This window comes from Paenibacillus sp. GCM10027630, from assembly GCF_042676305.1.
In the GTDB taxonomy this organism is placed as follows: domain Bacteria; phylum Bacillota; class Bacilli; order Paenibacillales; family NBRC-103111; genus Paenibacillus_S.
Map to the genome: position 1 here is coordinate 14270 of NZ_JBHTGY010000098.1, position 21063 is coordinate 35332.

General features: G+C 46.7%; 17 protein-coding genes and 1 other annotated feature (1 of these 18 running past the window's edge). Of the genes, 4 read left to right on the top strand and 13 right to left on the bottom strand.

Features of this window, described 5'->3' with window-relative positions:
• Positions 1–119 precede the first annotated feature (119 nt).
• From pyrE to pyrR, 7 genes are all read right to left on the bottom strand, one after another.
• Positions 120–776: an orotate phosphoribosyltransferase gene (gene pyrE / locus ACFQ0C_RS37665; protein ID WP_379374920.1), complete on the bottom strand. Its 657-nt coding sequence runs from the start codon at positions 774–776 to the stop codon at positions 120–122.
• 53 nt (positions 777–829) lie between these two features.
• Positions 830–1567: an orotidine-5'-phosphate decarboxylase gene (pyrF, locus tag ACFQ0C_RS37670; protein ID WP_379374922.1), complete on the bottom strand. Its 738-nt coding sequence runs from the start codon at positions 1565–1567 to the stop codon at positions 830–832.
• A 187-nt stretch (positions 1568–1754) separates the two neighbouring features.
• A complete protein-coding gene (gene carB / locus ACFQ0C_RS37675) occupies positions 1755–4970 on the bottom strand; it encodes a carbamoyl-phosphate synthase large subunit (protein WP_379374924.1) in 3216 nt (1071 codons plus the stop codon).
• A complete protein-coding gene (locus ACFQ0C_RS37680) occupies positions 4957–6144 on the bottom strand; it encodes a carbamoyl phosphate synthase small subunit (protein WP_379374926.1) in 1188 nt (395 codons plus the stop codon). Before ACFQ0C_RS37680 ends, carB begins: the two co-directional genes overlap by 14 nt.
• A gap of 128 nt (positions 6145–6272) precedes the next feature.
• Entirely contained in the window at positions 6273–7562 is a 1290-nt protein-coding gene (locus tag ACFQ0C_RS37685; RefSeq protein ID WP_379374928.1) for a dihydroorotase, read from the bottom strand.
• Between the two features lie 34 nt (positions 7563–7596).
• A complete protein-coding gene (locus ACFQ0C_RS37690) occupies positions 7597–8505 on the bottom strand; it encodes an aspartate carbamoyltransferase catalytic subunit (RefSeq protein ID WP_379374930.1) in 909 nt (302 codons plus the stop codon).
• Positions 8502–9065, bottom strand: a complete 564-nt coding sequence (gene pyrR, locus ACFQ0C_RS37695; protein ID WP_258216555.1) for a bifunctional pyr operon transcriptional regulator/uracil phosphoribosyltransferase PyrR — start codon at positions 9063–9065, stop codon at positions 8502–8504. The genes ACFQ0C_RS37690 and pyrR overlap by 4 nt, the downstream gene beginning before the upstream one ends.
• A 470-nt stretch (positions 9066–9535) precedes the next feature.
• Here pyrR and dapD point away from each other — a divergent pair, with 470 nt between their 5' ends.
• The 3 genes from dapD (at position 9536) to ACFQ0C_RS37710 (ending at position 12711) form a co-directional block, all read left to right on the top strand.
• On the top strand, positions 9536–10246 hold the full coding sequence (gene dapD / locus ACFQ0C_RS37700; RefSeq protein WP_379374932.1) for a 2,3,4,5-tetrahydropyridine-2,6-dicarboxylate N-acetyltransferase: 711 nt from the start codon (positions 9536–9538) through the stop codon (positions 10244–10246).
• Positions 10247–10340: 94 nt separating this feature from the next.
• Positions 10341–11492 carry an N-acetyldiaminopimelate deacetylase gene (locus tag ACFQ0C_RS37705; protein ID WP_379374933.1) on the top strand — a complete coding sequence of 384 codons (1152 nt, stop codon included), beginning with the start codon at positions 10341–10343 and terminating at the stop codon, positions 11490–11492.
• A 508-nt stretch (positions 11493–12000) separates the two neighbouring features.
• The gene (locus tag ACFQ0C_RS37710; protein WP_379374934.1) at positions 12001–12711 is read left to right on the top strand and encodes a class I SAM-dependent methyltransferase; all 711 of its coding nucleotides are present in this window, start codon (positions 12001–12003) and stop codon (positions 12709–12711) included.
• A gap of 104 nt (positions 12712–12815) precedes the next feature.
• Here the strand turns inward: ACFQ0C_RS37710 and ACFQ0C_RS37715 are convergent, their stop codons facing one another.
• The 5 genes from ACFQ0C_RS37715 to lspA all read right to left on the bottom strand — a co-directional run bounded on the left by ACFQ0C_RS37715 (position 12816) and on the right by lspA (position 16739).
• On the bottom strand, positions 12816–12977 hold the full coding sequence (locus ACFQ0C_RS37715; protein ID WP_258216493.1) for a hypothetical protein: 162 nt from the start codon (positions 12975–12977) through the stop codon (positions 12816–12818).
• Positions 12974–13990, bottom strand: a complete 1017-nt coding sequence (locus tag ACFQ0C_RS37720; RefSeq protein ID WP_379374936.1) for a TIR domain-containing protein — start codon at positions 13988–13990, stop codon at positions 12974–12976. Before ACFQ0C_RS37720 ends, ACFQ0C_RS37715 begins: the two co-directional genes overlap by 4 nt.
• A 128-nt stretch (positions 13991–14118) precedes the next feature.
• Positions 14119–15273 (bottom strand): aminotransferase A, encoded by a 1155-nt coding sequence (locus tag ACFQ0C_RS37725; RefSeq protein ID WP_379374938.1) that lies wholly within the window; start codon positions 15271–15273, stop codon positions 14119–14121.
• Positions 15274–15286: 13 nt separating this feature from the next.
• Positions 15287–16243 carry an RluA family pseudouridine synthase gene (locus tag ACFQ0C_RS37730; RefSeq protein ID WP_379374940.1) on the bottom strand — a complete coding sequence of 319 codons (957 nt, stop codon included), beginning with the start codon at positions 16241–16243 and terminating at the stop codon, positions 15287–15289.
• 4 nt (positions 16244–16247) lie between these two features.
• Positions 16248–16739, bottom strand: a complete 492-nt coding sequence (gene lspA, locus ACFQ0C_RS37735; RefSeq protein ID WP_379374942.1) for a signal peptidase II — start codon at positions 16737–16739, stop codon at positions 16248–16250.
• Between the two features lie 239 nt (positions 16740–16978).
• Between lspA and ACFQ0C_RS37740 the strand changes: the two genes are divergently transcribed.
• Positions 16979–17725, top strand: a complete 747-nt coding sequence (locus ACFQ0C_RS37740) for a TraR/DksA C4-type zinc finger protein (protein WP_379374944.1) — start codon at positions 16979–16981, stop codon at positions 17723–17725.
• A 162-nt stretch (positions 17726–17887) separates the two neighbouring features.
• On the opposite strand, the gene ileS is transcribed toward ACFQ0C_RS37740, so the two are convergent.
• Positions 17888–20662: an isoleucine--tRNA ligase gene (gene ileS, locus ACFQ0C_RS37745; protein WP_379375371.1), complete on the bottom strand. Its 2775-nt coding sequence runs from the start codon at positions 20660–20662 to the stop codon at positions 17888–17890.
• Between the two features lie 160 nt (positions 20663–20822).
• Positions 20823–21063, bottom strand: a binding site (T-box leader); it runs 20 nt beyond the window's last position.

Below are 21063 nucleotides of genomic sequence, written 5' to 3' on the forward strand. Positions count from 1 at the left end.
TTCGCTGCGACCAGTCTTTAACAATCCGTTTTATCCATACAAAAAAAGCCTTAGTCTTTTTAAGTTCAAAGACTAAGGCTTTTTATATTCTATTTTAGCATGCCGCCACCCATATATGCTTATTTCCCATACTCACTTGGATTCAATCTCCATGCTTGCAGGGCCTGCAGGTCTTGCTCCTGTATGCTGCCTTGCTTTAAAGCTACATCCAGAAGTACGCTATAATTGGTCAACGTTTCGAATGGAACCCCTGCTTCATTAAATGCCGCTGCCGCTTTTTCAAACTGGTAGGAGAAAATTCCAAGTACAGACAATGTTTTCGCACCAACGTCATTGACGGCCTGAGCCACCTTCAACGAGCTGCCCCCAGTTGAAATCAGATCCTCGATTACAACGGTCTTTTGTCCGGGCTGAATTGCGCCTTCGATCAGATTTTCTTTACCGTGGCCTTTCGCCTTATCACGAACATATACCATCGGTAAATTCAGCTTTTGAGCTACCCAAGCCGCATGAGGGATGCCGCCAGTCGCCGCCCCTGCAATAACCTCTGCTTCGGGGAAATTGTCACGGATCAGTGACACGAAACCCTCGGCTATCAAGTCGCGAATTTCGGGATAAGAAATTGTTAAACGGTTGTCGCAGTAAATTGGAGATTTCAAGCCAGAGGTCCAGGTGAAAGGCTGCTGCGGTCTCAACGCTACCGCTTGAATTTGCAGCAAGGCAGAAGCAACTTTCTCAGAAAGCTGGGGATTGATCGTAATAGTAAGGGAACTCATAGAACATCTCTCCTTTGATAAAATAATGGCTGGGGCAATGCTAGCTAGGCTTACTATTGAATCGATTCGATGATTTGCTCTAGAGCAGCACGCGGATTGTCTGCCGCCGTAATCGGACGACCGATAACCACATAATCCGTACCTTGGGCGAAAGCCTCGGGCGGCGTCATTACACGAGACTGATCTCCGATTGATGCTCCCGCGGGTCTGATTCCAGGTGTAACCGTTACGAAGCCGGATCCGCAAGCAGTTTTAATCCGGGTTACTTCGAGTGGTGAAGCGACAACACCGTCCAAGCCAGAGGCTAGAGCTAACTTCGCATAGCTAATTACAGCCTCCTCTACTGTTCCAGCGATGCCAATTTCGTCATTCATAACGGTCTGACTCGTACTGGTTAGCTGTGTTACACCGATGACTATCGGCTTTAAGCCTCCATTTGCAATCCCGCCTCCGGCGAGTGCCTTGTCGACACCTTCCAAAGCGGCCTCCATCATCCCTTTGCCTCCGGCAGCATGAATATTGAACATATCCACTCCAAGCCTTGTTACGCTCTCAGAGCCGCCTTTGACCGTATTAGGAATGTCATGCATTTTCAGATCAAGGAACACCTTGTAGCCCTGCTCCTTCAAATCGAGCACAAATTGGGGACCAGCGCTGTAAAAGAGCTGCATTCCCACCTTCATGTAGCAAGGAATCCCTTGTAAGGATTGGACCAGCTTACGTGCATCTCCCGCTTCCGCGTAATCCAATGCCACCATAATACGTTCCGCCACATTCGTTTGAACTGTCATTTAATCGTCGCCTCCTACAAGATTTCTATGAAACTACTTCCTAAAGATTTGTTTAGCCTGCCGTCAACCCGCCCAAGCAGAGGATTAGCACAGCGTCCCTTATGTGTTACAGGGCTGCTGTGCTAATCTATAATGATGGCTATTTGCGCGCAACCATTACCTCAAGCACAGCAAGGCTGGTTATCACTTATATATGCTGCGCAGGCATCGGTCTGGATTGGAAGTTAATGGCCTCAAGCATATGCCAGAGAGCTCTAACTGTATCCAGGGATGTCATGCACACAATCCCGTTTTCTACCGCTTCACGACGAATTCTGAAGCCGTCACGCTCCGGTGCTTTACCTTTGGTCAGAGTGTTCACCACAAAGTGCGCTTCCCCATTACGAATCAAGTCAAGAATGTTAGGTGAGCCTTCACTCAGCTTATTAACCGTTGTGACACGAATGCCTGCTTCTTCCAAAGCTTTGGCGGTTCCGCCTGTTGCAACGATTTTGTATCCAAGCTTGTAGAACCCGGTTAAAATTTCGATAGCTTCCTCTTTATCTTTATCAGCAACTGTAGCAATGATCGATCCGGTTGGTGGAATCTTCATGCCAGAGCCGATTAATCCTTTATATAAGGCTTTGGCAAAGTTCTCATCGCGGCCCATTACTTCACCGGTTGATTTCATCTCAGGCCCCAAGGTTGTATCTACACGGCGTAATTTGGCAAAGGAGAACACCGGTACTTTTACAGAGACAAACTCATCTTCCGGCCACAATCCGGTTTGATAGCCCATATCGGCCAGCTTTTCACCCAAAATGACCCGAGTCGCCGCATTAGCCATTGGAATTTTTGTTACTTTGCTTAAGAAAGGCACCGTTCTGGAAGAACGCGGGTTAACCTCGATTACATAAGCCTGGTCTTGATAGATGACGAACTGGATGTTCACCAGACCTACCACTTGCAAGCCTCTTGCTATTTTTACTGTAATATCGATAATCTGCTGTTTAAGCTCTTCAGAAACAGACTGCGGAGGATATACAGCGATAGAGTCGCCGGAGTGAACGCCCGCTCTTTCAACGTGCTCCATAATTCCCGGGATCAATACCGTTTCTTTATCGCAGATGGCATCAACTTCCACTTCTTTACCAAGCATGTAACGGTCGATCAGTACCGGATGCTCCGGATTGATTTTGACCGCATACTCCATGTAGCTCAACAGCTCTTCATCGGAATAGACGATTTCCATTGCGCGGCCGCCCAGTACATAGGAAGGACGAACCAGTACCGGATAACCGAAGTTAGCCGCCATACCAGCTGCTTGATCGACAGAGGTTACGGTTCCGCCTGGAGGCTGTGCAACATCTAAGCCACGCAGTAAGGCTTCGAACTTTTTACGATCCTCAGCAGCATCGATATTCTCAAGATCGGTACCCAGAATGCGTACTCCCGCTTTAGAGAGAGGTGCAGCCAGATTAATAGCCGTTTGTCCGCCGAATTGAACGATTACGCCGATTGGCTGCTCACGCTCGATAACGTTCATTACATCCTCGAAGAAAAGCGGCTCGAAGTACAAGCGATCCGAGGTGTTAAAATCTGTAGACACAGTCTCCGGATTGTTATTGATAATAACAGCCTCATACCCTGCTGCCTGGATGGCCCATACTGCATGCACAGTCGAGTAGTCAAACTCGATGCCTTGTCCGATACGGATCGGTCCGGAGCCTAGTACGACAACCTTTTTCTTGGTTGTTTCTTTAACTTCATCTTCGGTTTCGTAGGTTGAGTAATAATAAGGTGTAGTCGCTTCAAACTCAGCTGCACAAGTATCAACCATCTTATACACTGGCTTCAATCCAATGCTTAAACGGTGTGCGCGAATCTCAGCTTCCTGAGTAAAGCTTAAGCCGCTGTTTGCAGCACTGCGAACTTCAGCAATTGCACGGTCTGTGAAGCCTTTACGCTTCGCTTCGCGCAGCAATTCCTCCGTTAATTCAGGTTGAATCAACTGCTCCTCAAATTGGATCATGCCTTCCAGCTTGCTTAGGAACCACCAGTCGATTTTAGTCAAATCCTGGATTTGCTGCAAAGTGTACCCGCGGCGGAATGCTTCCGCGATCAGGAACATACGCTCATCATCCGGCTTGATCAGACGTGTTTCAAGCGTATCTTTATCCAACAAATCCGTTTCTTTCAAGAACAAGCGGTGAACGCCGATCTCAAGTGAACGTATTGCTTTATGGATCGATTCCTCGAAGGTACGGCCAATCGCCATAACCTCGCCCGTTGCTTTCATCTGTGTGCCAAGCTTACGGTTCGCTGCAGTAAATTTATCGAAAGGCCATCGCGGAATTTTGGATACAATGTAATCCAACGTCGGCTCAAAGCATGCATATGTTTGTCCTGTAACAGGGTTGACGATTTCATCAAGCGTGTAACCAATGGCAATTTTGGCTGCCATCTTGGCGATTGGATAACCGGTTGCTTTGGAAGCCAGCGCCGAAGAACGGCTTACACGCGGATTTACTTCAATTACATAGTATTGAAAGCTGAATGGGTCCAGAGCAAACTGAACGTTACAGCCGCCTTCGATATTCAGGGCACGAATAATTTTCAAAGATGCGGAACGAAGCATTTGATACTCACGGTCAGAAAGCGTCTGGCTAGGCGCCACAACTATACTGTCGCCCGTATGTACGCCAACCGGGTCAAAGTTTTCCATGTTGCATACAACGATACAGTTGTCGTTAGCATCACGCATAACCTCGTACTCGACTTCTTTCATACCTGCAATGCTTTTCTCAATCAAGCACTGTCCAATCGGGCTATAGCGGATACCGGAAGCTACCGTCTCCAGCAATTCATCTTCATTGGCGCAAATACCGCCACCAGTTCCTCCCAGCGTATAAGCAGGACGAACGATGATCGGATAGCCAATCTCATTGGCAAAATCAACTGCAGCATCTACTGTTGTAACGATAACGCTATCCGGTACCGGCTGCTCCAGCTCTCTCATCAGATCACGGAACAGATCGCGGTCCTCAGCCTTCTCAATCGCTGTAAGCTGAGTTCCAAGCAGCTTCACGTTCTCACGCTCAAGCACGCCTGCGCGAGCCAGCTCAACAGCCATATTCAAGCCTGTTTGGCCGCCCAGGGTTGGCAGCAAGCCATCGGGACGCTCTTGACGAATAATTTGAGTCACAAATTCAAGTGTAATAGGTTCGATATATACTTTGTCAGCCATGTTCGTGTCGGTCATGATCGTAGCAGGATTGCTGTTGATCAGTACAACCTCCATGCCCTCTTCTTTTAGAGCCTGGCAGGCTTGAGTTCCCGCATAGTCAAACTCGGCTGCTTGCCCGATAACAATTGGACCGGAACCGATAACCAATATTTTTTTGAGGCTATTATTTTTTGGCATAATGAAGCTCTCCTTTCGATGCAGGGGTGACTGAGCCGGCTGTAAGAGCTGCAAGCTTGGAAGCTGCAGAAATTTGAGCCTGTTTAGGCAGCTGCGGGTTATTTTGCTTATGCTGACGGATCATTGTGATAAAATCATCGAACAAGTAGCTGGAGTCAAAAGGCCCCGGAGCCGCTTCCGGATGATATTGGACTGAGAATGCAGGGTGCTTCTTATGCTTCAATCCCTCGATGGTGCTGTCGTTGTTGTTGATGTGTGTAACTTCAAGCTCAGTACCAGCAATGGAATCATCTTTTACTGTGTAACCATGGTTTTGTGAAGTAATATAGCAGCGGTTGCTTTGCAAATCTTTTACCGGATGGTTACCGCCACGGTGACCGAATTTCAGCTTGTCGGTATCAGCTCCGCATGCAAGTGCGAACAGCTGATGTCCAAGGCAGATGCCGAAGATTGGGAATTCGCCCAAAAGGTCAGCAATCATTTTAACTGCTTGTGGAACATCTTTAGGATCCCCAGGGCCATTGGACAACAGAATACCGTCTGGCGCCAAGCGACGAATTTGATCAGCCGTAGTGTCATGCGGAACTACTACAACATCACAGCCGCGCTTTGTAAGATCACGCAGGATTCCACTTTTTGAACCGAAGTCAACCAGGACAACGCGCTCTTTAGTACCAGGGGCGCTAAATACGCTCTTGGTGGAAACTCTGGATACTTGGTCTGTCATTAGTGTACTGCCGGTCAACTGCTCCAGCAGCTCTTCGACTCTCTTGTTAGAAGTTGTCAGCAGACCTTTCATAACCCCGTGGTGACGAATTCGGCGAGTCAGCATTCTTGTGTCGATATCGCTGATCCCGATAATACCGTATTCCTTAAGTAGGCTGTCGAGGGAGTACTCCGCTCTCCAGTTGCTTGGAACCGTTTCGTGCTGGCGCACTACAAAACCGTGAATAAACGGACGAATTGCTTCAAAATCATCACGTGCGATACCGTAATTTCCGATAAGCGGGTATGTCATTGTTACAATTTGTCCACAGTAAGACGGGTCTGATAGTACCTCTTGGTATCCTGTAATCCCTGTATTAAAAACGACCTCGCCAACCGAGTCGCCTTCACTTCCGAATGCTTTTCCGGTAAATAACGTACCGTCCTCCAACAATAATCTTGCCTGCATGCCATTCAACTCCTTATCAGTGTGAAGAACTATTAATGTAGTACCAACATCTGCATAAAACTTATCTATGTGTAAAATGTTAGATGAACTTAGATTCAGTAAGATTTAGCCTGCCGCTGTCTATTTAATCAAGCTTCTGACCAGACCACTTGACCGCCCACTATCGTATGAGTCGGCCATCCTTTCAAATTCCAGCCAATAAACGGTGTGTTGCGACCTTTTGAAGCAAATTCCGCAGGATCCACTGCTTTTTCCGTATTCAGATCAATGATGGTGATATCCGCCTCTTTGCCTACTTCCAAAGTACCCAGAGGCAAGCCGAAAACTTGAGCCGGCAGTGAAGTCATTTTGTCTACCAGGAATTGCAGTGTCCATTGTCCTGTTGCTACAAACTTCGTGTACAGAAGCGGGAATGCCGTCTCAAATCCGACGATGCCAAACGGCGCAAGATTAACGCCTTTGGCCTTCTCTTCTTCACTGTGAGGCGCATGGTCCGTTACCAGAATATCGATGGTGCCGTCCAGCAAGCCTTCGATACATGCTTGTACATCTTTAGGAGTACGAAGCGGTGGGTTCATCTTCCAGTTAGCGTCGTCCAAGCCTGGGATATCTTCATCCGACAGCAGCAAATGATGCGGGCATACCTCAGCTGTAACTTTAATTCCGAACTGCTTAGCATGGCGAATCAAGCGAACTGACTGCTCTGTACTAACATGGCATACATGGTAATGTACGCCTGTCGCTTCTGCAAGCAGCACATCGCGGCCTACATGGATCGCTTCCGATTCATTCGGAATGGCTTTCAGGCCATGCTTCCGGGAAAACTCGCCTTCGCTCGCCCAAGCGCCTTCAACCAGCGTATTATCTTCACAGTGCGCGATAATCGGCAGCCCGATGGATGCGGCTTTGGCCATTGCATCCTTCATCATTTGCGCGCTTTGCACGCCTACGCCGTCGTCTGTAAAGCCGATAGCTCCTGCTTGCTTCAATGCGTCAAAATCCGCCAACTCGCGGCCAAGCTCGTTTTTGGTGATGCAGCCATAGGGCAGCACACGAACAATGCCTTCGGTTTCAGCCTTGTCCAACACGTATTTCACCGTTTCTACCGTATCGATAACCGGACGTGTATTCGGCATGCAGGCGATAGTTGTGAAGCCGCCGCGCGCCGCTGAGCGGGTTCCGCTCGCGATCGTTTCCTTGTGCTCAAAGCCAGGCTCGCGCAAATGCACATGCATATCGATCAATCCGGGCGTTACAAGCTTTCCGGCAGCGTCGATGACAGTATGTCCGGCTGTCTCAGGCAGAGCGCCCGCAGCGTCTATCATTTTTTCTATAGTATTGCCTTCCAGCAAAATATGTTTTTTCGATAACTCATTGCCTGCTGCAACAACTTGTGCATTTATGATCCAAATTCCCATAATAGCCTCCCTGCTATGATATGTATTAGGTTTATTAGTTTAGGGCCCGCTCGATAACGGCCATACGAATAGGCACACCATGGCTCATTTGTTCAAAAATTTTGGACCGTCCGCATTCAACAAGCACATCATCAATTTCTACATCCCGGTTAACCGGCGCCGGATGCATGATAATCGCATGCGGAGCCATTGCTGCTTCACGTTTGACAGTCAAGCCATAAGCCTCCCGGTATTCCTCGGTTGACTTGAATACACTCTCCTCATGCCGCTCCAGCTGTACTCGCAGCATCATAACGACATCAGCTTTCACAGCCTCTTCCATCTTGATGTAAGGGGCATAAGCGGCCAATTCCGGTGCCTGCATGCTTTCAGGAGCGCAGAAGCTTACCTTGGCGCCGACTGCCTGGAGTGCCCACAAGTTCGAGCGTGCTACGCGGCTGTGTTGGATATCGCCAATGATGGAGACGTTCAAGCCGCGAAGTTCACCGAAATGCTTGCGCATCGTATACAGATCAAGCAGCGCCTGAGTTGGATGCTCACTGTTTCCATCACCCGCATTAATTAGCGGCACTTTAACATTCTGGGCAAGCTCGGCCAACAGTCCGTTAGGCTTCATCCGGATGACGCCGGCATCGATTCCCATTGACTCCAGCGTTTTCACTGTGTCATAGATGGACTCGCCTTTTTGCACACTGGAGGCTGCCGCTGCAAAGTTTAATACCTCAGCACCAAGACGTTTCTCAGCGACTTCAAAAGAAAACCTCGTTCTCGTGCTGTTTTCAAAAAACATATTAGCCACAAACCGGCCTTGTAAGTGATTCGACAGCTTTACGGGATATTGTTCCCAATAGGCGGCGCGATCAAGTATCGATGTAATTTCTTGTGCGCTCATCCCTTTGGTGCCTAACAAATGCTTCTCTGATACGACCTTCAGCTGTGTCATCCGTTGTGCCTCCTCTGCTGCGTAATTACGACTTGATCGACTCCATCCACTTCATTAAGCTGAACTTCAATCGACTCCATCCGGGATGTCGGTATGTTCTTCCCTACATAGTCCGGACGGATCGGAAGCTCCCTATGCCCTCTGTCTACCAGAACCGCCAATTGAATGATCTGCGGTCTGCCAAGATCCATTAGAGCGTCCATTGCCGCCCTTACGGTTCTTCCTGTATAAAGTACATCATCGAATAAAATGAGCTTCTTATTATGAATATCCATTGGCGATTCAGCGGACTCCGCTTGCAATTTGAATTTCTTCTCAGGCCTGCCTGATCTGTCATCGCGGTAATGGGTAACATCTATTTCTCTTACAGGTGCAGGAACATTCTCGATATCCAGGATTAGCTCGGCAATCCGGTTGGCAAGGTAAATGCCCCGGGTGCGTACACCGATCAACATGCAGTTTTCAAATCCTTTGTTCTTCTCCAAAATTTCATGAGCTATTCGAGTTAATGCGCGCCGCACTCCCGTAGCATCCATTAGCACATGCTCGTGCTGTTCCACTTCATGAGACAAGGTCATCGACCCCCTGCTTATTAGGTTTGACATATAATCATCCCCCAAGAGTGAAGCTAAGCCATCGCGGCTTATTCCTGATACATTCGGGGGCTCTTGATATCCACTGTCTTATTAACCAAAAAAAACCTTGCCATTGGGCAAGGTTCGCGGACATAACGAGAGATCCGGATGCAGAGAAATTGAGCCTGACTCAGACTCGATCCCTCCGGAAAATCCGCTTCTACCATTCGTTCACCTTGCCAGCCTCTCTGGACTGTTCTTAAAGGTGCTATTCGATTACAAGCATTATCCCATGTTCGACAACTGATGTCAATAGGATTGTCGCTGTTTTGTCGATGCCTGTCAGTTCGAACATTGCTAGAACATAGCTTTTGTGCTATAAAGAATAAAGAATGTTTCGCCAGTGTCCGGGCTTATCCGTACGTGGTAATTTACATAAGGAGTTGGAATTTTGCATGTCAGAAATGAATACGCAAGAAATTATTAATTTTATTAAAACCAGCACCAAGAAAACACCGGTGAAAGTATATGTGAAAGGCGACTTAGAAGCAATTGATTTCGGCTCTTCCATCCAATCCTTTATCTCCGGTAAAAGCGGCGTCCTGTTCGGCGAATGGACGGAAGTTAAACGTGTACTAGACGAAAACCAAAGCCGCGTAGAAGATTATGTAGTAGAGAATGACCGTCGCAACTCGGCTATTCCTACACTTGATCTAAAAAACATCAACGCACGCATCGAACCAGGCTCCATCATCCGTGACAAAGTTTCCATCGGAGACAATGCCATCATCATGATGGGTGCATCCATCAACATCGGAGCATCAATCGGTTCAGGCACAATGATCGATATGAACGTTGTAGTCGGCGGACGCGCACAAATCGGCAGCATGTGCCATATCGGTGCCGGTTCTGTTGTTGCAGGCGTTATTGAGCCTCCTTCCGCTCAACCTGTCGTTATCGAAGATGATGTTCTTATCGGAGCCAATGCGGTTATTCTTGAAGGCGTACGCGTTGGTAAAGGCTCGGTTGTTGCAGCCGGCGCAATTGTTACACAAGATGTTCCTGAGTATACCGTTGTTGCAGGAGCACCCGCACGCGTTATTAAAAACGTAGATGCCAAAACCAAGTCCAAGACTGAAATCTTGATGGACCTGCGTACCCTGTAAGGCTTACGGTTACTGATTACAAGCACGGCTCGGCGAACGTCGCCGGGCCTTTTTTGTAAGCTTCCAATAATACGAGTGAGAGGAGCAATTCCCGATGACCCCGAGTACACCAGAAGCTATTAGTCCTTTTGCGGCAATTCGCAGAGAGCTGCACCAAATACCTGAACCCGGCTTTGCCGAATTCAAGACCCAGCAATTTCTGCTGGATTATATTCAACAGCTGCCTCAAGAACGAATCGAAGTTCGGACATGGAGAACAGGCATTCTTGTAAATGTAAAAGGCACCTCCCCTACGCGCCGTTTTGGCTATCGCGCTGATATGGACGGATTGCCCATTACTGAGGACACGAGCTATGAATTCCGCTCCACTCATCCCGGCTTTATGCATGCCTGCGGACATGATGTTCATATGTCAATTGGACTTGGCGTACTAACCCATTTCGTGAAGCAGCCCATTAAAGACCACATTACGTTTATATTTCAACCCGCGGAGGAAGGTCCAGGCGGAGCTCAGCCTATGCTGGAATCCGAGGAGCTGCAGGATTGGATGCCTGATCAAATCATAGCTCTCCACATTGCACCGGAATACCCTGTTGGAACGATTGCAACGAAGCCAGGGATTTTGTTTGCAAATACATCCGAGCTGTTTATTGATCTTACCGGTAAAGGCGGCCATGCTGCCTTCCCCCATTTGGCCAATGACATGGTTATTACTGCCTGCCAGCTTGTTTCACAGCTGCAAACGATTATTTCCCGCAATATCAATCCACTTGATTCCGCGGTTATTACGATTGGTAAAATCGAAGGCGGTACGAAACAGAACATCATCGCAGAGAAAGCCCGCTTGGAGGGAACTATACGCACCCTTTCCGCTGATACTATGACGCTGATTAAATCACGTATCGAAGCATTGACTGCAGGAATGGAGACTTCTTTTAACTGTAAGGTTGATATCGATTATGGCGCCAATTACCGCCAAGTGTTCAATCATGCTGAAACCACTCGCGAATTTATGGACTGGGTCCAGGAATCAAGCTCCATGAAGCTGATCGAATGTACGGAGGCGATGACAGGTGAAGATTTCGGATATTTTCTCGCCAACATCCCCGGGTTCATGTTCTGGCTCGGTGTCGATACACCCTATGGACTTCATCACGCCAAAATCGAGCCTAATGAGCATGCCATCGATCAGGCGATTAATCTGATTAGCGAATATATTTCTTGGAAATCGGAATCAAACAAATAAACAAATACGAAAAACAGAGAGATAACGGAACACCGGCTTCCGATATCTCTCTGTTTTTTAGCGTTTCACTCACCTTTAGACCTGAATAGTGGAATTTCTAATTCCCACCTAATGTGATAGGAATCCTCTTTACTCTACTCAAGCCTTTCAAGGATTAGAGACTTCGATTCATCTGTAGGTTTTCTTGCAATATCAGTTATCAAAAATATTTATAGGCTGGGTTTCGATCTCCACTTATTTATACACTCTGCACAGCTTGTTGGAGAAGGCTTAGGGGTAACTCTTGTTATTCCCCTCTCTGTCTCGCTTTCCTTCAAACCTTCCCCTTCTATGGCCGCTACAGCCTAATTTCCAATCCGAATCCCGCACTTCTGAATACAGCTTCAGCTAGCACCGATCTGAAACTTCTATCACCCGAATTCATAGGAAAATCAACCTTCAGCTTGAATAATATATTCATGAAGCGAAATTATTCTTCCCAGAAAAATGCAAAAAAGGAGAGGGCAGTATGATCGAACCAACCGAATCTATCTTTAATTCCGAGGACGTTAATAAAATGCTCGATTCTTTGCTGCGCGAAGCGGCGCCGTGGTGGAATGAATTTTATTCCGACCGGGAGAAAGGAATTCCTTTCTTTGTAAACGCTCCTGACGAGAATTTGGTGAAGTACTTTGACAGCAACACTCTGATTCCGGGCCGAGTGCTTGAGCTTGGCTGCGGTCCTGGCCGTAATGCGATCTATATGGCTCAAAAGGGCTGTGAAGTCGATGCCGTAGACTTATCGCAGGAAGCCTTGACTTGGGCAAAGGAAAGAGCATCAAGCCTAGATGTAAATGTACGTTTTCATTGTGCCAATGTATTTGATATGACCTTTACTCCGAACAGCTATGATCTCATTTATGACAGCGGCTGCCTACATCATATCGCTCCGCATCGCAGAATTTCTTACATCGATATGATCCGTAAAACGTTGAAGCCCGGAGGGTGCTTCGGCATAACTTGCTTTGTGTATGGTGAACAAGGAGCACAGATTACGGATTGGGAGGTATACCGTTTACGCAGCTTGAAGGGAGGATTAGGGTATACCGAACAGAAGCTCCGTACGCTGTTCCATGATTTCCAGGTTGTAGAGCTGCGACGTATGATCCAGCAGGTACAGCCTAATGACCTTTTCGGGGAATCCTTCCTGTGGACAGCACTTTTCCAAAAGCAGGGCTAAGCCGAACAACGAATAGGTTGAATGGCGACTATGCTCAGTTGGTCGAAGAAAAAAACAACAACCACTGTAAACAGTGGTTGTTGTTAATAACGCTCTATATCAGCCTATCTTGCAAAGGACGGCTTTTTATATGTAGCTTTCTTTTCAAACACTATTGTATATTCTTTATCTGCCCCTCCAACAACCGATGGAGCGACAACAAAGTGGGACTTCACGGCAGGAACACGGCCACCCGACTTATTCTTATCCGGATATAGTTTGCTCATACAGAATCCCCTCCAAAAAGATAATTAACCGTTCCCATTAAATCCTCGTTATCCTCATACACTTTATTAAGATCATCCTGACCGACGGCAGTAGGACCTGTGAGATGTACGGTCAAAACAAGTTTCTTGTCTACAGGATAACACAGTAAGTACTCATAAGCAACATGCTGCCTATATAGAAAAAACTGTACTTTACTGTTTAGATAAGCATCCAGAACCCCTATCCTTTGCTCACCCGCTTGTTTGGCATCGTTGGCTCCTATGTTATAAAATCTTCCCTTTCCGACATTGCCGGCAACCTGCCGCAGCCCATCGCTCCCCTCCACGTTCCATACGGATACTCCCCTTACTTTAAAGCCCTTTAAAGCGGTGGGATCATAAGCATTTCGAAACGCTTCATACAGCTTTTCAAACTTATTTAGTTCATTTAGCTTTTGAATGTCAATAAACTCTATAAAAAAGTGCAGGATTTGCTGCTTCCTATCGATCTCAATTCTAGCGGCTTCAAGCTGTTTTACAGGATCTCTAAACAAGCCCAGCTCCTCAATATTCCTAATAATCTCAGCACACGCCACATTAACAGCTGCCGAGTAATTTTTATCGGAACGAATCTCATATTTCAAAAGGGTCAGCCCAAACAGATCGGAAGGAATATGAAACTCATTGATATCTATACCATTCTTATGCAAGGGAACCAGATTAGGGACCAAGAAAAAGACCCGTTTCCTCTTTAATCTCCCCCAAAACATTCCCATTTCAAAAATCGTATTATCTCGGGGGGATAAATAAATTTGCTCCCGCATGTAAACGATATCATCAGCCGAAAACACAAATACCGCGAAATCCGTATTCTCTAGCTGCTCCTCTAGATCTTCCATCGGGTATTTGTTTGCTTTGAAAACGCCGGCTGACCATGGAGTGACCTCTGTGTAGTAGCTCAATTGTTGATGAATGGCTGTAACAAGAGGAATGGATTCTCTTGCCGATCCAATGAAGACCCGAGGTTTACTCACAGCACATGCCTCCTCTCCTAAGGAAATCATTTCCTTTTACTATACTAAAAAAGCTAGCTTTTTACGAGAAAAAGCCCCTCATACCCATCTACAAGGAGGTATTAAGGAGCTTTTTCAATCTTAAGGAGTTACAGCTTACGCACAAACATTTCCAAACGATCCGTCGCTTTTTCCAATATGTCCATTCCATAAGCATAGGAGATTCGAATATAGCCTTCTCCGTATATCGAGAATGCATCCCCCGGTACAACCGCGACCTTCTGTTCTTCCAATAGCTTCATTGTAAAATCCATGGATGATAGCTTAAACTTCTCAATGGAGGGGAACAAATAGAAGGCACCTTCTGGCTTCTCCAGTTCAAATCCCATATCTAGTAGCCGCTTGTATACGAAATCTCTGCGCTGAACATACGCTTCCTTCATTGGCAATGCGTCGTCTACCCCGTTCGTTAATGCCTCCAGAGCTGCATATTGGCTAATCGAGCTGGCGCAAGTTACATTGTATTGATGCACCTTAACCATATGCTGTGTGATCTCTTCTGGTGCAAAAGTAAAGCCTATCCGCCAGCCTGTCATGGAATGGGATTTGGACAGCCCGTTAATGACAATCGTTTTCTCGCGCATACCGGGATAAGATGCCAATGATACATGAGGCTGACCATAAATAAGTTCGCTGTAGATCTCATCAGATATGACGAATATTGATTTGTTTTCCAGCAATTTTGCGATATCCGCCAGTTCTTCCTTACTCAACACGCGGCCGGTAGGATTCGAGGGATAGCATAAAATAATGCAGCGCGTTTTCTCCGTAATATGAGGCTCCAGCAGCTCTGCTGTAAGCTTAAATCCATTATTACGCGTATCAGCGTAGACCGGCACCCCACCGCACAAACGAACTAAAGGCTCATACCCAGGATAAATAGGACCAGGCAATATTACCTCAGAGCCTTCCTCCAAAATAGTACGCAGCGTGATGTCCAGTGCCTGGCTGGCTCCCGAGGTAACGATTACCTCTGATTCGGGTCGATATTCCAATCCGTATTTCCCTTTAACGAATGCCGAAGCGGCTTGACGCAGCTCCAGCATTCCCGGGTTTGGTGTATAGGTTGTTTTATGAGCATCTATTGCAGCATGAGCCGCTTTCATTATATGATCTGGCGTCGGAAAATCCGGTTGGCCGATTGTTAATGTCAAAGCATCTTTATAGGTACTGACCAAGTTGGAAATTTTGCGGATACCCGAGATTTGAATATCCTTTACTCTAGGATTAACTAAATGTTCCATTTCCGCATCATCCTTATCGATTTTTTAGGACATGAGTCAAATGCTGCATGTCTTCTGGCAGAGGAGCTTCGAACTGAAGCTGCTCCCCTGTTCGCGGATGCTTGAAGCCGAGCACAGCCGCGTGCAGCGCCTGCCCTTCTATCGTCATGCTTTTGCTGCGTGACGGTCCATAGGCCGGATCACCGGCTAGCGGGTGACCGATAAATTTCATATGGACGCGGATTTGATGCGTCCTGCCCGTTTCGAGCTTCAGCTCCATCAGCGTGTAATCGCCATAACGCTCCAATACAACAAAATGAGTTACAGCGTGCTTGCTATTTCGCTCTGTAACCGTGTATAACTTACGATCATGCGGATCCCTTCCGATCGGTGCATCGATAGTTCCGTGCTCATGCGCAACATTGCCATGTACAACTGCAATATATTTCCGGTTCACGGTATGCAACTTTAACTGCTCTGCTAACGAAGTGTGAGCCAGATCATTCTTCGCGGCCATCAGCAGCCCTGAGGTATCTTTATCGATACGATGCACGATACCCGGTCTCATGATGCCATTGATTCCGGATAGATCCTTGCAGTGATGCAGCAGCGCATTAACCAAAGTGCCGCTATAATGTCCCGGTGCCGGATGAACGACAAGACCACGAGGTTTATTCACAACAATTAGATCGGAATCCTCATACACTACCTCCAACGGTATAGCTTCAGGAGTCAGATTCAATTCCTCCGGTACAGGAATTACCAAAGCCAAGCGGTCTCCTTCGATCAGCTTATAGTTAGCTTTTACAGAAGCACCGTTCACCGTTATATGACCTTCCTTTATCCATTGCTGGACCTGTGTACGAGATATATCCTCATCCAGTGACTCTGTTATGAATTTATCAATCCGTTCCCCGCTGTCTTCCGTTTCTGCAACCCATTCTTTTAAATTCTCCAAATTGTCGAAACCTTCTTGTTCTGATGCCGCCATTCGTTTACGCGCCTCTTTTCTCATTTCTCCAGCTGATTAAAGAATCAACAAAAATCAAAATTACCCCTACGACAATTGCCGAATCCGCGATATTAAAAATAGGGTAAGTATAATCCACAGGACTGCCAAACCAATTAAATTGAAAACGGAACTGCAGGAAATCAACGACCTCTCCGAACAAAGCACGATCAACAAAATTGCCAATGGCTCCGCCCAGCAGCAAGCTTAATGCAAACGGCAGAAGCTTGCGCCCTTCTTTGAACGTTTTACGCAAATACCAAACAATTCCACTTACAACTACAAGAGTTATAACAATGAAAAACCAACGTTGATCTTGCAAAATCCCGAAAGCAGCTCCTCGATTGCGATGAGATGTAATTTGGAAAAACTCACCTATTACCGGTCGCGATTCACCCAGCATCAGATTTTTGACGATCGCCCATTTGGTCACCTGATCCAACAGCAGCACAAACAGTGCATATATGTAATATCTCAACGTTTCATCTCCTAAGGGTTTCGCATGAGCGAAATCAGCATCGTAAGCATTAACTTAGTTTTGCTTTAGCAAAACTAGCCTTGTAAACATTAACCTGATTTATGGCTTTAAAAAGAATTTCAGTTTTTTTACGCCTGCCTTATTTTTCTTTTACAATGATGCAAGCATTTTCCTATCTTAAAAAACACAGTTTGAGTAAAAAATAGTAGCATTGCGATATTATTAAGGAGGCATTCCCTATGAGCAGTCAGCCACTTCAACTGAACTCGCAGCAGCTTCAAGGCTTAAAATCCGTTCTGCAGGAAGAGAAGCAATGGCTGGAGGAAAAGCTTGAATCCAATGACCACTTTGGTCTTAACGAATCACTAAGGTTTCAAACCGGAGAATTATCGACCAATGACAATCATCCCGCCGATCTCGGAACCGAAATGTTTGAACGCAGTAAAGACATAGCCTTGAACGAAAGCCGTGAACGGCATCTTACTGATGTAACCGAAGCTTTGCTCCGGATGGATAACGGGAAATATGGACTTTGCAATACTTGCGGTACCCCCATTCCCTATGAGCGGTTACAAGCTGTCCCAACAACGCTTTATTGCATGGAGCATGTTCCTGATCCGCACGCTTCAAATAACCGCCCAATAGAAGAAGACCTTCTAGCCCCTCCATTTGGCAGATCCAGCCTGGATGAGCTATCGAAACAAACCGAATTCGATGGCGAGGATGCTTGGCAGATCGTCGAGAGCTGGGGAACTTCCAACACACCGGCAATGGCCGAGGATCCGAACGTCTCGAATAATTACGATGATATGGAAATTGAAGCCGATGAGCATGTCGGTTATGTTGAATCCTTCGAAAGCTTTCTCGCAACCGATATGTATGGTCAGCATGTTACTGTTGTGCGCAACCAAGCCTATCATGATTATATGCATAGCGGCGAAGGCGAAGGCTTGCTTGAACCCGATTCTGATTCCGAAATCCAATAGCAAACCCAATCCCTCAAGCTATACCGATATTATTCAGAAGCTTGCTTTCATCCGCAGCCGTATACCTACGTTTCATTCAGCATCCGTTCCATCCAAATTATAACTAACGAGCAATCCGGCACAAGATACTTAGGTATCTTATGCCGGAGTTGTCCGCTGGTATTAAGAAGTAGCACGGGTGCTCAGTTTGATTACATTCGAACAACGTTTACAAAGCGTCGGATGCTCCGAATCGTGACCGACCTCAGGAGTAACGATCCAGCAGCGCTCACACTTCTCGCCTTCTGCTACCTTAATCTGTATGGCAAGCCCCTTTAGTTGAAGCGCTTCTGACGGGACAGCAGAACTTAATTCGTGAATTTCAACCGCCGATACAATAAACAATTGATCCAGCTGTTCGAATCCTTGTAGAAGCTCCAAAGTTTCAGCGTCAGGATACAAATGAACAGCAGCTCCGAGGGAGTTTCCGATCAACTTTTCCTTGCGCGCCTCCTCTAACGCCTTTAGCACATCATCACGCAAGTCAATAAACCTTTCCCACTTGAGCTCAATCGCTTCGTTATACAATGAACGGTCTACTGCGGGCAGTTCACTCAGCTGTACACTCTCCAGCTCAACTCCTGGAATGTACTTCCACACTTCATCGGCCGTATGCGGTAAAATTGGGGCGATCAATTTAGTTATTACCGTCAGAGCGTCATATAATACGGTTTGAGCCGCTTTTCGTGCAGCATCATCAGGCAAGTTAGCATATAACCGGTCCTTGATAATATCCAAATAGAAGGAACTCAGCTCAACCGCACAAAAATGATGTACAGCTTGGTAGACGACATGGAACTCGTAAGACTCGTATGCTTTTACTACACGTTCCGTCATGCGGTTCAGCCGTACTAATGCAAACCGGTCTAGCTCACTCATAGGATCAGAGGACACGCGATCCGTAACAGGGTTAAAATCGTACAGGTTTCCAAGCAGGAAACGCAGTGTGTTCCGAATTTTGCGGTATACTTCTGTAGTTTGAGTCAAAATATTATCAGAGATTCGATGATCCTGCTGATAATCAACCGAGGATACCCATAATCGAAGGATATCCGCACCTAGCTTATCACATACTTTATTAGGGTCGATTGTATTTCCAAGTGACTTGGACATTTTACGGCCTTCTCCATCAAGAGTAAAGCCATGGCTCAAAATTCCTTTATATGGCGCCTGTCCCTTTGCTGCAACACCGGTAATTAAAGATGAGTTAAACCAGCCGCGATATTGGTCGGAGCCTTCCAAGTACAAATCAGCCGGCCATTGCAATTCCTCGCGAGTTTCCAGGACCGCAACATGACTTGACCCCGAGTCGAACCAAACGTCCATGATATCTGTTTCTTTACGGAAATGAGTATGCCCGCATTTCGAACAAGCAGCTCCATCCGGCAGCAGTTGGCTTTCTTCCTTTTGAAACCAGGCATTGGAGCCTTCTTCTTCGAAAATCCGCGCAACATGCTCAATAGTCTCGTTATTAACTAAAGGCTCATTACAGCTGCGGCAGTAAAAAATCGGAATAGGCACGCCCCAAACACGTTGGCGAGAAATGCACCAGTCTCCGCGATCCGCAATCATATTATGAAGGCGAACCTCTCCCCAGTTCGGCGTCCACTTAACCTGCTTGATCTCTTCAAGCATCTCCTGACGGAATTTATCTACAGAAGCAAACCATTGTTCAGTCGCTCGATAAATAACCGGCTTTTTCGTACGCCAATCATGGGGATACTGATGCTGAATCATGCTCATTTGCAGCAGATGCCCAGACTCCTTCAGCATCTCCGTAATCATTTTATTGCCCTTATCATAGAAGACCCCTTCAAAGCCAGGAGCTTCTGCTGTAAAATGTCCCTGATCATCCACAGGGCATAAAACGCCCAGATTGTAACGCTGACCAATTACAAAGTCATCTTCACCATGACCAGGAGCTGTATGAACACAGCCTGTACCTGCTTCCAATGTTACATGATCGCCAACCATTACCAAAGATGTACGGTCATAAAACGGGTGCTGGCACAGCACATACTCCAGCTCGCTTCCTTTTACCTGGGAAAGAACTTGAACATTCGTCCATCCGATTTGCTTGGAAGCTGCTTCCAATAGGCCTTGGGCTAATACATACTTCTTCCCGTCAGCCAAAACAATCGCATAATCAAATTCCGGATGCAAGCTGATGCCTAAATTTGCAGGAAGAGTCCATGGTGTCGTAGTCCATATAACGATCGATGCATCTTCTGGCAGCTTGCCCTTGCCGTCCTTCACTTGAAATGCTACGTATACGGATGCAGAAGTTTTATCTTGATACTCAATCTCGGCTTCTGCCAGAGCGCTCTCTGAGGATGGGGACCAATATACAGGCTTCAAGCCTTTGTAGATATAACCCTTATTGACCATTTCGCCAAAGACACGGATTTGCTGCGCCTCATATTTAGGCTGCAAAGTAATATAAGGGTTTTTCCAATCTCCACGGATCGCCAACCGCTTGAATTGCGATTTCTGCTTCTCTACGGATTGAAGAGCATACTCTTCGCAGTATTTGCGGAACTCGTGAACGCTCATTTTTTTGCGGTCAACCTTGCCTCCATTGGCAATGGCCTGCTCAATCGGCAAGCCGTGCGTATCCCAGCCTGGCACATAGGGTGCGTCATAGCCCTGCATCGTTTTGAACCTGACGATAATATCCTTCAACGTCTTATTCAATGCATGGCCGATATGGATATCCCCATTCGCATAAGGAGGCCCGTCATGCAAAATAAACTTGGGCTTTCCTTTGCGGCTTTCCTGTACTTTAGCGTAAATATCAATCTCTTCCCAATGCTGCTGTAATTTCGGTTCGGCTTGCGGCAAGTTGCCACGCATTGGAAATTCGGTCTGCAGCAGGTTTAATGTTTTTCCATAATCCATCGTCAGCTTCATCTCCATCGAATAAAATAGTATCCCGCCCCAACAAACGCTTAAGGCATTCCATTCCCCTCCCAACTACCTCTCGCTCTTGGAGAGATATTGTGAGGGTTATGACAGTGTTTGGATAGGGTCGGTGAAACAAAAATAAACCTCCCATCCCAAAAGGGACGAGAAGTCTCGCGGTACCACCCTGATTAAGGCTGCTGCTCCCGGCTGAAGGATGTTAAAACAAACGTTCCTTCCGACGGCAATAACATAACCTTCGCTCATTGATCTATAACGGGATCATCCGATCTTCTTTACTGTTATTCAAGAGACGCTCATGGGTGATTTTCGTTTACTACAGTGGCCAGGCTTCCACCAAATCCCCGACTCGCTAACACTGCGTACGTAAAGTACTC

Coding starts and splice junctions, on each gene's coding strand:
- ileS (WP_379375371.1), bottom strand. CDS start 20,662: ATGGATTATGGAAAAACATTAAACCTGCTGCAGACCGAATTTCCAATG.
- carB (WP_379374924.1), bottom strand. CDS start 4,970: ATGCCAAAAAATAATAGCCTCAAAAAAATATTGGTTATCGGTTCCGGT.
- ACFQ0C_RS37730 (WP_379374940.1), bottom strand. CDS start 16,243: ATGGCGGCATCAGAACAAGAAGGTTTCGACAATTTGGAGAATTTAAAA.
- ACFQ0C_RS37680 (WP_379374926.1), bottom strand. CDS start 6,144: ATGCAGGCAAGATTATTGTTGGAGGACGGTACGTTATTTACCGGAAAA.
- ACFQ0C_RS37740 (WP_379374944.1), top strand. CDS start 16,979: ATGAGCAGTCAGCCACTTCAACTGAACTCGCAGCAGCTTCAAGGCTTA.
- ACFQ0C_RS37690 (WP_379374930.1), bottom strand. CDS start 8,505: ATGACACAGCTGAAGGTCGTATCAGAGAAGCATTTGTTAGGCACCAAA.
- ACFQ0C_RS37725 (WP_379374938.1), bottom strand. CDS start 15,273: ATGGAACATTTAGTTAATCCTAGAGTAAAGGATATTCAAATCTCGGGT.
- ACFQ0C_RS37710 (WP_379374934.1), top strand. CDS start 12,001: ATGATCGAACCAACCGAATCTATCTTTAATTCCGAGGACGTTAATAAA.
- ACFQ0C_RS37685 (WP_379374928.1), bottom strand. CDS start 7,562: ATGGGAATTTGGATCATAAATGCACAAGTTGTTGCAGCAGGCAATGAG.
- ACFQ0C_RS37715 (WP_258216493.1), bottom strand. CDS start 12,977: ATGAGCAAACTATATCCGGATAAGAATAAGTCGGGTGGCCGTGTTCCT.
- ACFQ0C_RS37705 (WP_379374933.1), top strand. CDS start 10,341: ATGACCCCGAGTACACCAGAAGCTATTAGTCCTTTTGCGGCAATTCGC.
- dapD (WP_379374932.1), top strand. CDS start 9,536: ATGTCAGAAATGAATACGCAAGAAATTATTAATTTTATTAAAACCAGC.
- pyrF (WP_379374922.1), bottom strand. CDS start 1,567: ATGACAGTTCAAACGAATGTGGCGGAACGTATTATGGTGGCATTGGAT.
- pyrE (WP_379374920.1), bottom strand. CDS start 776: ATGAGTTCCCTTACTATTACGATCAATCCCCAGCTTTCTGAGAAAGTT.